Below are 12,916 nucleotides of genomic sequence, written 5' to 3' on the forward strand. Positions count from 1 at the left end.
TAAGCAATCAGAGCTCCGGTTCCGGAGCTCTTTTCGATTTTTCAGCAGGATCGCTCCCCAACCGGTCACGGCCGGTCGGCGGCTTCCGCCGCCAGCGCGTCGAGCAACCGTTCGCGGCGCTGGCGATACGACAGTGCTTCATCGGCCAGGCGTTCGGCCAGTTCCGGCTGATATTGCGCCAGTTGTTTGAGCATAATGAAATCCTCCCAGCCTTCCCGCATCGCCTCGGATTCAAAGGTCGGCACCGGGCCGGAAGCGCCGGGATAGACCACCTGATAGTCGAACTCGCCGCCGTCGAAATCGTTCCAGGGGTCGCAGCGGCTGGCATTCCAGGCGTAATAGCCATAGCCGTCGAGGCCGGCCAGAAAAGCGCGGCGCGGCATGTCGCGGCCCGGACACGGATGCACGTAATAGGCGTTGATTCTGCGCGGCGCATCCCACAACGGATGCCGGCCCGGATTGCGGAAATACAATCCCTGGATCGGCTGCGAATAGTCAACATAGCGGTTGTACCACGCCCCGTAGAACGGCAGCACCTCATCATCGTCCGGGAAGCCGAGCGGATTGTAACACAACGGATTGCACCAGATTTGAATTTCCGGATCATGCGCTTTGATCATCCGGGCGAATTCCCCCATCACCAGCGTCGCTTCCTTGAGGCCCGGTTCATCCCAGAATTCGATGGCGAACCGCTCCGGCGTCACCCCGGCGGCGGCCAGCCGCGCTTTCAACTGGCCGACGAAATCGAGCACTTCGCTGCGCATTTCATCGGTGACATCTTCCGGATGGATGCCGTTGCCGTACAGCCGGTGCAGATATTTCTGCGGCAAGCTGGAGACGATAAAGAAATTGCGAACGTCCCTGGCCGCTTCGCGGCCGAGCGGATTGTCGACCGGATCGAGCCATTGGACATTCAGGCCGCCCGCCCGGCGGTAAGCAAGCTCGTTGGCGTAATATTCCTCGGGATAGAACGGGAACGCCGGGTTGCTGAAATTGGCCCAGTTGTTGACGAACTGTTTCTCCGGCGCTTCCAGCGTGACGTCGACGACTTCGACGGGCAGTTCCGCCGCCGCTTCACCGCAGCGCAGCATTGCGCGGTAACGGCCGGGTGACGCGCCGAAGCTGTTGACCTTGACGACAACCGCCTCACCGCCGCCGGGGGCGAACACCAGTTCGGGGAAATGGGCGATATTGCGGCCGTTGAGCAGAAATTTCCGCATGAAGCCTTCCGCCAGAATGTTGTCGGCGGAAAACAGCGCCTGCGGCCGGGTGCCGCGCCGGGTCATTATATTGCCGACGGCCAGAAGTTCACCGCGAACGGTATCGACTTCGTTGCCGGCGGCATCGAAGAAGGCGCTCAGCGCGACCGTTTCCCGGCGGCCGGCGGCGGCATCGGAGTTGACGAGCAATACGCCGCAATTCTCCTGTTCGTTGCGCGCCATTCGCATTTCCGGCAGCCGGTCGGCCGCTTCAATCGCCGCCAGCCGGGCATCGGCGCCGGAAAAGTCGGCCGGCAACGGGGCGGCCAGCAGTCGGCCGGCCCGGTCGCCGAGCCGTTTCTGCCATTCGGCAAATTCTTCAGCGCTGTAATTGGAATCCGCCAAGCCGGTCAGGACCTGCAATGCGGCGGCGGCCGGCACCGACCGGTCGGCTTCAAGCCGGGCGAACAACGCCGGCGTGTGCGGTGAATTGTTGGCGATGGCCGGAAAAGTCGTCCGGGCAACGTCGACGCTGCCGCCGTCGGCGGTGCGGATGATCCGTTCCCGGAACAATGCGAAATAAAATTCAGTCAGGTCGACCTTGCCGGCGGCGCAGAGGCCCTGGACCGGCAGCAGCAGTTCGACGTAGAAACGGTCGCCGAGTTTCCGCACCGCATGGCGGACCGAAAACGGCCGGCCGTCGACGGTCGGATCGATGATGCGGCAATAGTCGTCACGGAATTTGCCGTCGGAATTGAGCGCAAAATGATAATAGCGTTCCCGGTTACCGACCGCCAGGAAGCATTCGACGGCGTTGTCGCCCCAGGCATGTTCACCGCCGGGGTGGTAGATCATGGCGCGCTCCAGCTCCGGTTCTTCACACTCGAGCAGCACGTACAAACCATCCGGCGTCCGGGCCAGGTAGCCGCGGGTCAGCGGATCGGCCTGTTCGATTCTGCCGAGCCCGGTGAAAGCCAGCGGCACCATCCGCTCCAGCAATTCCGGTTCGGGCGGCACGCCATCAATATCCGGCGTCCGGTCGAGCTTGACGAACGGCACGCCGGCGGCGGCCTGCTGCAACTCCGGCGGAACCCCGTCGACCGCCGGCTCGACCGGCTCGGCGTCGCCCCAGACATACACCTCATTGACCCCGAAATCACGCCCGGCATTGACGACGGCCAGATAGCGGCCCTGAACCGCCGCAAACGGGATACGCAGCACATGCTGATCGCGGTTGAAATCGCCGATCGCATAGGGGTGTTCGGTCGGAATTTCCCGGTAGCGGCTGCCATCGTCGCTGACCAGCAGTTTCACCTTCACTTTCGGCAATTCGACCGGACAGATGCAGACACCGGTCACCGTATCGACCGTCGCGCAGAGATCGACCTCGGTAAAGGTACATTGCTGTTTGAAGTCGAAAACGATCCGCATCCCGGGCGTTTCGGCGGCGGCCGGAATCCGGATGTATTCGTATTCATACATATAACCGTCATTCAGCAGCCGTTCCGGTTTGGCCGCCGGCGACAACTTCGGTTGCACTCCTTCGAAACGGTATTCCAGACCGGTCGTCACGGCGTTTTCATTCAGAAACGTCGGATTGTTCGACAGCAACTTGCCCGGCAGCTCAGCCGGACTGCCGTCAATGAACCGGTAGCCGCCGGCGCCGGCCGAAAAGGCACCGCACAGCAACAAGGCCGTCGGGAAGATAGTACGGAAAAAGCGCATAGCGATAATTCTCCAGATTAGGAAGTGTAAGACACCACACTGTCCGGCCCGGAAGCGGGACCGGACAAAAGCTCGGTCTTTATATCAGTACAGGTATTTGCCGCCGGAATAATAGGGCCGGAAATACTTGTACAGATTGTCTTTCGTGACCATCTCAATCGGCCGCCAGGCGCGGGCGCTGCCGTCCATATTGGAAACATTGAAACGGTCCTCGTGACGGACGCCGATCAGGTTCCAGCCGTTGCCGGCATAACCGGGACCGGAAAAACCATAGCTGGTCAAATCGACGCCGACGATCGCGCAATCAATGTTGGTCCAGCCGGCGCCGGGCGCATCACCGGGTACGGAATCGGCGAAGAAAATCGGCGTTGAACCGTATTCGGCCCCCAGCGACAACATCGAAGTAAGCTTGACCGGGGGGCGGGGGCCGTCGCAGGAAATGCCCCAGGTGCGAACATTGTGCCCAATGCTGACATTCGGACTACGCAAATCAGGCTCCCATTCGTGACCGCTGGCAGATGGACAGAGGAACACCTCGCCGGCAATGCCGTACTCCCGATTCAGGTAAGTGGGCCAGTAACGCGAAATCTTCAAAGCATCGACATACGGGTAGGCCTCCATCGCATAATCGTCATAGTCGAGCGCATACAACTGCTGGACGGTGCCGAGCTGCTTCATATTGCCGATGCATTTGATCGACAGTGCCTTGGATTTCGCTTTGCCCAACGCCGGCAGCAGCATGCTGGCGAGTATCGCAATAATGGCAATCACGACGAGGAGTTCAATCAGTGTGAAAGCTGTTTTTTTCATTTTCTTCTCCTGTTTTTTCGGTTTCAACGATTGTACTGTCGGGAACTTTTTTAAAATATACCATACATACCAATAGCATTTCCATATGGCGTTATTTGAATATTAGCAAAAAAATGTCGCTTTGTCAATCCCCCTAATCGATTTCTAATTGATTTCTTCGATAAAATATCCAGATATACCATATACGAGATGCCATCAGGAAAAGTATAGCAAAAAAATATCGCTTTGTCAATCCCCCAACCGCCATATAATCGATTTATTTGCGGAAAAAATCTTTTCCGGCCGCATCAATATATACCATAGATACCAATTTTGCATTTTTTTGCTTCCGCGCCTTGAAAAATGCCCGATATCATTTATTCTGATATGATATGCGCTCCATCCAAATCAAAAGAAAAACCAGGAGACCGATGAGATGAACTTTCCATTTCTCTGTCTGATCATGCCGGCGGCCATGCTGTCCTTCGCCGGAGAACCGGCCGCCGTTTCGCTGCAGGATCGTCCCGGCTGCATTGAAATCAGCATAGATGCCGGCCGGGATTGTCAAGCCGGGGATATTGCGCTCTACATCGACAACGACGACTGGCGTCCCAGCGGCTGGCGCGGACCGGACAACGACTGGCAATGCGGCGCCGACCTCCAGATCCGAAACGGCGTCGCCCGCTGGTGGTGGGGCGAAACGCTGGAATCGGGGGACTGGGGCAACGGCATGGAGCTGCCGGTTCGGTTCGATGGCCGGATATTGACCATCACGGTGCCGGACGACCGTTACCTGCTGAAGCGGGAAACCACCGTCCGGGCGGTGGCGATGATCGGCGCCGAGTCCGTACCGGCAGATCCGGGCAGGGAAACGCTGAGCTGGGAAATCGCGCCGCCGCCGTTTCCGGAAATCAAAGCGCCGGTGCCGGTGCCGCCGCCGGGCCGCCCCGAACCGCCCGGCGAACCGCTGACGCGCCGGGAATTCCGCGGCTTTTACGCCGATGAGCCGGAGGGACGGGACGGCCTGCGCAATCCGGAGCGCGGCTTGCGGACGATGACTTACTGCGGCGAACTCCCCGCCCCCGGCCGACCGCGGCCCCGACCGGCGGAGCTGGGCTGGCTGACCCGTTATCCGCAAACGACGCTGCTGCAGGCTTACTGCTGGCTGACCGATTATTATGACCGGCCGCTGCCGGAATCGAAACTGGCCGCGCTGCGGCGCGATCTGGCGGGATTCCGCGCCGCCGGCGTCAAACTGCTGCTGCGGTTCGCTTATGAACGCTCGCACCTGGAACACGGCGCCGGTCCAGACCAGGCGCACATCCTGCAGCATATGCGGCAATTGCGGGAAGTGGTGGCGAATTACGCCGACGTCATCTATGTCCTGCAGGCCGGTTTCATCGGCGCGTACGGCGAATGGCATACTTCCGCGCAGGGCCTGGACCAGGACAACGCCGCCAAACGGCGGATCTTCACCGCGTTCGGCACCGAATTGCTGCCGGAGAACCGGATGACCCAACTGCGGGTACCGTCCTACAAGCGGACGGTGTTCGGCCAGCCGGCCTGGGCCGACTACCGGTTCGTCACCGCCGCCACCGGGTTCGACGGTTCATTGCGCAGCCGCACCGGGTTCGCCAACGACGGTTTCGGTGCCGATCCGACCGAAGGGGGCACCTGGACCGAACCGCCTTATTTCGGCAATCCGGGCAATCCGGAATTCGATATGATGACGCGCGAATCGGCTTTCGTCGCCGTCGACGGCGAACTGTTCTGCGACAATTTCGGCGGCATGGTGCCGGCGCTGTGGGCGCTGGAACGCCTGCGGCTGCACCATTACACCAGTCTGGGTTACATCCACAGCAACGCGGAAGCCGGCAGCAGCGGTCAGGAGTGGACTTTCGACCGCTGGCGGCGGACGCCGTTGTCGCCGGATTCGCTGCTGCGGCGGCAGTTGCCGATTTCCGATCGCTATTTCCGGAACTCGGACGGTTCGCCGGCCGAACGGACCGTGCTCGAATACCTGCGCGACCATCTCGGCTACCGGCTGGAACTGCAGTCGGCGGCATACCGCAGCCGTCTGGCGGCCGGCGGCACGCTGGAGCTGGACCTCGACGTCATCAACCGCGGTTTCGCCGTGCCGATCAACCCACGGACTTTGTATGTGACGCTGCAGCAGGACAACGGCGAATTTTACGCCCTGCCGACGCCGGTCGACATCCGCCGCTGGCAGCCGTTCGCGCCGGACGATCCGGCCTTTACGCCGCTCCGGTACCGGGCCGCGATCCGGATCCCGGTGCCGGATGATCTGCCGCCGGGCGAATACGGTTTGGGACTGCGGTTGCCGGACGAATCGCAAAATCTGCGCGACGACGGCAATTTCATGCTCCGGTTCGCCAACGGCGATCTCGAATACGATCCGGCCACCGGCATCCATACCTTCGGCAGATTGACCGTGACGCCGAAATAACCGGTTCACGCGGCGGAATTGCTGATCGCCCGGAGGGCTTGCACTTAGCGGCGGAATTGCCGGCGCTAAAAAAAATTTCGCCCGTTGGACATGGGCGGCCAGCGGATTCCGCCTGCTGAACCGCGTCCGGGTACGCCCCGGAGCGGTAGCTTTTTTAGGTCCGGAAAACCTGTCTCGGCTTTTTCGGTGAACGGCCGGCAATGACCGTTCACCGCCTCGGCAGCAGGATCAGCCGGTCGATCCAGATATTCTTCACCGCCGGATTGACGACCGGGGCGATGAAAATGCACATCCCCTTCTGCAATTTCACCGGCCCGAATTCGACCGCTCGATAAGTTGGACCGGCTATCGTTCCGGCCGGAAAATCCTTCGAATTTTCCAGCCGGGCATTCCAGTCGTAGGTTCCAATCCGGATCGCGTCGCCGGACGGTTGATCGCTGTCGCAGCGGACCTCGACGTAAAGCTCGAATTCGCCCTCGGGCCAGTCGAAACTCTGAACGTACCAATCATTGTGGGTGTTCGGCATCCGAACCGCATACCCCAGGCTGGCGGCGGGATCCGCCGTCCGGAACAGTTCCCGGTTCAAGGCGTACAGATCGGCAATCCGGCCGACCGCCCAGGCATGATACGGTCTACCGGCCGCCACCGCCGGCGCCGGACCGTCATCGGCCAACGGCTGACCGCTGCGCAGTTGAAACCGCCATTCCAATTGCTCGGCCCAATGTTCCGGCGTCAGGCCGCCCTCGTTGAGCCGATCCACACCGGCAAGCCGGATATTCTCCAGCGTCGCCGCCAGCACCTCGCGATAATCGAGTTCCGTTCCGTCGAACAGTTCCGGCCGCTCCAGCAGCGCGCAACCGGCCGGAACGGCCGCCGCCGCCACCCGGGCGCCGTAAACCGGATCGTCCTGAAACTGCCGGCAGGCCGCCGCCATCGTCCGCCACGCCTGCAGCAATGTCGCGCCATCCAGCCACTCCGCCGTCGATTTGGCATAGCAATCGGCCTGCGTCTCCGGATGACGTTCGAGCGCCGCCAGCATCGAATCGAGGTAGTTGCGGACAGCACCGGCCGCCGGTCCGTAGTAGCCGGCGACAAACTCATCGATCAGGGCATCGGTATCGCGGTCGGGATTCCACAACAGCTTGCCGAGCAGCCAGACCCGCAGATCGCCGAGGTCGGCAATCCGGCCGCCGCCGTTCCAGGCGCCCTGTTCGTAAATATCGACCGCCCCGCAATCGCGGAACAGCCGCAGGTCCGCCGCGATGGTATGCCAATTCGGATGCGGCTGGTAATATTTGGCAAAATCGGTGACATAGTTCCAGATCATCAACTGCCGGGCAGCCCGATGCCAGCCGGTCAAATCTTCGACCAACGCCCGGTTGGCGCCGGCAGTCAGCGGCTGAAAACTCCTCGCTTCGATCGTACAATACCGGACGATGACATTGTCCAGCGGCCGGACGGTTTCCGGCGGCGTCCGGGTATATTGGTAGCCGAGCGTTTCGACCAGCACGCCGGGAAACTCCTTTGCCACCGCCGCGGCCACCTCATTGACCGCATCGAGCAGCAGGTCGGCCTGGTTGCCGCGGACGGCCACCCAGGCGGCGCACCTTGCGCACTGGCAGAAATTGAGGTTGTCATTCTGCGAAACCGAAACATAACGGCAGCCGTCACCGTCGGAGCGCAGCCATTGCAGCACATTCGCGGTCAACTCCCGGCGCAATTCCGGATTGGTCAAACAGAGCTGGTAATGCAAATTCAACCGCCTGCCGTTCCGCTCGGCAAACCATTCCGGATGACGTTCGTAATATTTGCCGGCCGGCATCAGCGGCTGGGTGTCGCTGAAGGTGTGAACGCCGCCGAGCAGCCGGACGCCGCCGCCCCACTCGGGAAAACCGCCGGTGCCGTTGCAGCGGAGACGGGCCGTGAATGCCGGCGTCCGGTACGCCAGATCATACCCCGCCGAGCGGACCGCAAACGCCGGGACGGAGCGTTCATCCAGCTGCGGCAGCTCAAGCAGCTCCCGCTTCGGGACATCGGTCGCCTCCGCCGTCCAGAAACGAACGCCGAACCGGGTTTCCAGCAGCTCATAAACCGCATACAGCGTCCCGCGCGGCCGGTCACCGGCCAGATAGAGGCTGTCGCCGACCGTCTTCAACCGGATTTCATCCGGCTTCAATGTTCGCCAATCGGCGACGCCGAGCGCCACGGCGGTTTCCTTCGATTGGCCGACGTAGATGGCCGGGCCGTCGGCCCCGGCGACGATCGGCAGCTCGACGCCGCTGATTTCAGCTAGAAAATGCTGCAGTTCCCCGGCGGCGGTCCGTTCCGCCGGAACGGCATCCGGCGCAACGACGATCCGATAATCGCTCCGGCCGTTTTCGATCAGCGGCGTCATCGCCGGTACCGCCTCGGCCGTCAGCAACAGAAGCGAAAACATCGCGATAACTCTCATGCCCGCGTTCCGTTCAATTGGCATATTCCCGGCCGACGCCGCCGGAGATGATATGGGTGAAATCCCGCTCGCGGAGCTCGCCGACCGTCTGCGCCGCGACATGACCGTCGCCGAATGCGACGTTGCCGGAATTGCCGTGATTCATGCTGATCCCGGAATTTTCGGTAAAAGCCTCCGGCAGGAAACGGTAAAAATCATAACCGGCATACGCTCCGGCGGTGGTCATCGTATCGGCAAAGACCGGAATCTCGGTCGGCGCCTTCATCTTCGACAGGATGAAAAACTGCCGGGTGTAATCCGGGCTGACCATGAAATCCCCCCATTCCTCCTTGTGATTGTCATAGTAGTTCCCCCCGCCCGGCATGCAGAGATAACCGTAAGTCCGCCACGGCCAGATCCAGTAATGCTCGATATCCGGCGAAACATTCGTGATGCCCGGACAGGAGACCACATGCCGGTCCAGATAGGTGGCGGTGTCGAGCTTGTCGTTGTCGGCCAGCGCCAGCGCCCACGGAATATCATAGGCACTGCCGGTTCCGTAATAATACAGCAGTATGGTGTCGTTGTAATCGTTGGCATAAAGTTGGGCGCCCAGCCCGACCTGTTTCAAGTTGCTGGTACATTTGACGGCCAACGCTTTCTGCTTGGCTTTGCCGAGCGCCGGCAGCAGCATGCTGGCAAGTATCGCAATAATAGCAATAACTACCAGCAATTCAATCAATGTAAAATTCTTTAACTTCATTTTTCCTGTACTCCATTTCATTTGGCGGTCGAATCGTTTTTTGAAACTGCAGTTTCCCCGCCTTCGGGCGGGCTGGAATCGTTTGTTCATCATCCGGATTTCCGATCCCATGTAAGAATAATACCAAATTATTCGACAAGAGTCAATCCCCCCGCCTGTTTTTTTTTCATATTTTTATTTCCCCCTCCAGGGCCCCGGCACCCGGCAAAGGCCGGTTTTGACCTAAAAAAGTGCCCCCGGAAGTTGGACAAACTTTCGGGGGCACGTCAAAACGGAAGCGGTGTTTCGGCACCGGCCGGGTCAATACTGCAAGAGATCGAATTCGTTGATGCTCCACCAGCGCTGTTCTGAAGTCGGTTCCGCCAGCGTCAGCTTGACCAGACGCGCCGTCACCTCGTCCGGCAGACGGCAATACTGATACCGGCTGCCGGAGTCGTCTTTCCGCAATTCGCCGACCGCCCGGTAGGTTTGGCCATCCGCCGAAATAGCGACTTCGGTACAAGCCGGGGTATCGCCGACATCGTCGATCAGCAGCCGGACCGCGTTGAAGGTCTGCGGCGCGCCTAGATCGATGACGACCTCCATGCCGCGCTCCTGCAAGGCTCCGCTGTCCCAGCGCGTCTCCGTCCGGCCGTCCAGCAGATTACCGGCAACGTCGTCGCGCCTGGAGGCCGCCGCCTGCCAGCCGTCGCGTTTCAACGCGGGACTGAAGATTCCCTGTCCCCAGCTGGCCGGCTCATCGCGGCCGCTCCAATCGGAATATTTTTCTTTTCCCTCTTCCTGTTCCCGCCGGCGGAAATTGAGCGCCCAGGCCGAACCGTCGACCGGCCGGCCCATCACCGCCAGAGCCTGGTAGGGAATTCCGACTTCGACATCATAGCCGCCGGCATGCTTCCGAACACCGATCCGCGGCCGCAAACCGGTGTTGCCCGGCACGTTATCCTGATAAACCACCCCGGCCGTATTGACGACACAGCGATAGCCGCCGCTGCGCATATTGCTGCAATCCAGCTCGATCTCGATGCCGTCATCCTCCCAGACCGGGCCGTCCTGCTCCGCAACCGTTTCCCGATACGGCCGCTCCGGGCGTTCACACTGCAGCAGGCAATAGAAATAAGCGTCATCATAAGCGCACCGCACCGTCGTCCGGCCGGCGCCGCCGGCCGCTTCGCCGAACTGTACCGCCGGCACCCGCCGCCAGACTGTTTCGGCCGCCTCGCCGTCGCACGTCACCGGTTCCCCGGCAAAACGAATCATCAGCTGCGGAATTCGGCGGACGATCACTTCCTCCGCCACCGCTTGATCGACCGCGCCCCCGCGCAGCGCCCCGGTCAACTGCAAACGATAATCCCCCAGCGGAGCGTCCGGCGGCAAAGTCAGCGTTACCGGATATTCGGCCAGGCCGGCCGGCGGGATGGCCAGCGTCGCCGGAGCTTGCAGTTGCCAGCCGGCCGGCAACTGCCATTCCGGGCGGAAAGCCAGCTCCCGGCCGGTCCGGTTGACGACTTCGACCACAGTATCGACCGTCCCTGACGGCGCGAAAATGACCGGCTGGCGGGGCCGGACCGCCACCGGCGGTTCCAAATCGACCGCCACCGTCCGCAACAGCGGGAGCCGGACGCCGTTCACCGTAACCGAACCGGCCAGCAGGACGCGATCCAATCCGGCAAGGCTGCCGGCAAAGCGGCCGGTCAGCCGGGACGGTTGCTCCGCCTCCGGTGTCAACGGTTCAACCAGTTCGACGATATAAGCCGTTTCCTCCGTCACTTCCGCCGCCGCCGCTCCGGACGGGACGGCAGAGACCAGCCATTCACCATCCTCCGCGCCGGCCGTCACCTGCCACTCGACGCCAAAACGTTCCGCGATCGCTTCCGCCAGGCGATCGGCGGCCCGCCCCAGCGCCCGGCCGCCTTCCCGCTGCCAGGCATACGTCACCGGCCAGGCTTCAAGCTGCCGATAAACTTTTATCAAAGCATCGGCAAAAGCCCGGTAAGCGCCAGCGGACGGCGTTGCCGCCTGCCGCAACGCCGACCAACTGTCCAGCAGCTGCTCCAGCCTGCGAACCGCCTCTTTCGGAACATCCGCCGGCAATTTCCGGCTATTTTCCAGAACCGTCCGGGCGAAAGCCAACTCGTCGGCCACCCGGTCGCCGGAAGCGAATCGGTCGGAACAGACGAAAAAGAACAGCCGCCCGGACGGGGTGTGCCGCCGGGAAGCCGGATAGTAGCCGGCCGGAATGGTCAGGGTTTCCAGTTCATCCGGCAGCATCGCCTCGTTGAAAGCGTCGTAAATTTTGTACAAACGATCCGGGCGGTCGGGCAGCAGTTCCCGCAGCGGCAGGTTGACGGCGCTGTGTTCCGGATTGACGACGACAAAACCGTTGGCGAAATTGCGCACCAGGCATTGACCGACCCGGCGGTATTCGCCGGACGGCTCGCCCAAGTCCAGCAGGTAGACCGGATCGGCCTGGAACAGGTGCGGCGTGCCATCACCGTTGGTGTACTGCTGCTGGCCGACCAGCGCGGTCACCGCCTGGGCGAAATGAATCGCCTGGCGGTCCATCGTCCGGCGGTAAACCGCCTGCGGCATCAGTTCGGAACCGGTTTTCTCCCCGGTCGGCTCCAGAAAGGGGCACATGTAATTCAGGTGGGTGATGACGAGTTCCGGATTGTACTGCGCCCGCAGCCGGTTGAAATTTTCGCAATGGCTGATGATCTCCGCCACCGGCCGGTAATTGGTTTCCCGCGACTTGACCACTCCCTCACCTTCGACGAACACTTCGACGACCGGTCCGTCATGCTGGGTCACCATCAGCGATTCGGTCAAATCGTAATCGGCAACCGAATAGATTTTTTCAGCCTGGTGATAACTCTGGTTGAGAAAAATGATGCAACCCGGATTGGCGGCCGCCAGGCCCCGATAAAACTTCCTGGCTTCATCGTCATAATCCAGATCCGGGTGACGCCGCTCGAATTCGCTGCGGCACAGCCACTTGCCGGTCTCCCAGACCGAACCGAAACCGGTGCAGTCGAAAAAGACGCCGTTGTACTGTTTGGCCCGCAATTTCTCGCTCAGGAGGTCGATCCGCAGTTGCCGCAGCTCCGGAACCGCCATATCGTAATAGTAGGCTTCCAGCCGTTCCGGCGCCATGTGATTGGGCCCCGGATTGCCGGGATTGAGCACCCAATCCGGATGGTGGTTCAGGATCTCCGCCGCCACTGCCGCATATTCGGCGTTGTGATCGTAAAAACCGGTCGCCCAGTCGTAGAATACCAGTTTAACCCCGTAACGGTTCAGAAACTCATTGGCCGACGGCTCAAGCCTGCCCGGCACGAAAACTTTGAAATTGCTGAACCACTTCACGTCCTCGTCACCGACCGGCGGATAATAAAAGGCCGCCGACCGGTTTCGCGCCACCGGCAGAAAATCCGGCATATTTTCCACCATCGGCACCGCCGCCGCCAGGCAGTGGCTCCCCAGCCATAAAACACCTGTCATGATTAAATTACAAACATTCATAAAGGAAGAATCCAATTTTTTAG

General features: G+C 61.1%; 6 protein-coding genes. 1 reads left to right on the forward strand and 5 read right to left on the reverse strand.

What is annotated here, in order from left to right:
• Positions 1 to 65: 65 nt before the first annotated feature.
• Together HWX74_RS04415 and HWX74_RS04420 are read right to left on the reverse strand one after the other, a co-directional pair.
• The gene (locus HWX74_RS04415; protein WP_176012395.1) at positions 66 to 2,924 is read right to left on the reverse strand and encodes a glycoside hydrolase domain-containing protein; all 2,859 of its coding nucleotides are present in this window, start codon (positions 2,922 to 2,924) and stop codon (positions 66 to 68) included.
• Positions 2,925 to 3,008: 84 nt separating this feature from the next.
• On the reverse strand, positions 3,009 to 3,734 hold the full coding sequence (locus HWX74_RS04420; RefSeq protein WP_176012396.1) for a type II secretion system protein: 726 nt from the start codon (positions 3,732 to 3,734) through the stop codon (positions 3,009 to 3,011).
• Between the two features lie 415 nt (positions 3,735 to 4,149).
• Here HWX74_RS04420 and HWX74_RS04425 point away from each other — a divergent pair, with 415 nt between their 5' ends.
• Positions 4,150 to 6,180 carry a DUF4832 domain-containing protein gene (locus HWX74_RS04425; protein WP_176012397.1) on the forward strand — a complete coding sequence of 677 codons (2,031 nt, stop codon included), beginning with the start codon at positions 4,150 to 4,152 and terminating at the stop codon, positions 6,178 to 6,180.
• A 208-nt stretch (positions 6,181 to 6,388) separates the two neighbouring features.
• Here the strand turns inward: HWX74_RS04425 and HWX74_RS04430 are convergent, their stop codons facing one another.
• The 3 genes from HWX74_RS04430 to HWX74_RS04440 all read right to left on the reverse strand — a co-directional run bounded on the left by HWX74_RS04430 (position 6,389) and on the right by HWX74_RS04440 (position 12,872).
• Positions 6,389 to 8,632: a DUF4838 domain-containing protein gene (locus HWX74_RS04430; protein WP_176012398.1), complete on the reverse strand. Its 2,244-nt coding sequence runs from the start codon at positions 8,630 to 8,632 to the stop codon at positions 6,389 to 6,391.
• 13 nt (positions 8,633 to 8,645) lie between these two features.
• Positions 8,646 to 9,374 (reverse strand): prepilin-type N-terminal cleavage/methylation domain-containing protein, encoded by a 729-nt coding sequence (locus HWX74_RS04435; RefSeq protein WP_217704848.1) that lies wholly within the window; start codon positions 9,372 to 9,374, stop codon positions 8,646 to 8,648.
• Between the two features lie 300 nt (positions 9,375 to 9,674).
• Positions 9,675 to 12,872, reverse strand: a complete 3,198-nt coding sequence (locus tag HWX74_RS04440) for a discoidin domain-containing protein (protein WP_176012400.1) — start codon at positions 12,870 to 12,872, stop codon at positions 9,675 to 9,677.
• Between the last annotated feature and the right edge of the window lie 44 nt (positions 12,873 to 12,916).

The organism is Victivallis sp. Marseille-Q1083 (assembly GCF_903645315.1).
GTDB lineage: Bacteria > Verrucomicrobiota > Lentisphaeria > Victivallales > Victivallaceae > UMGS1518.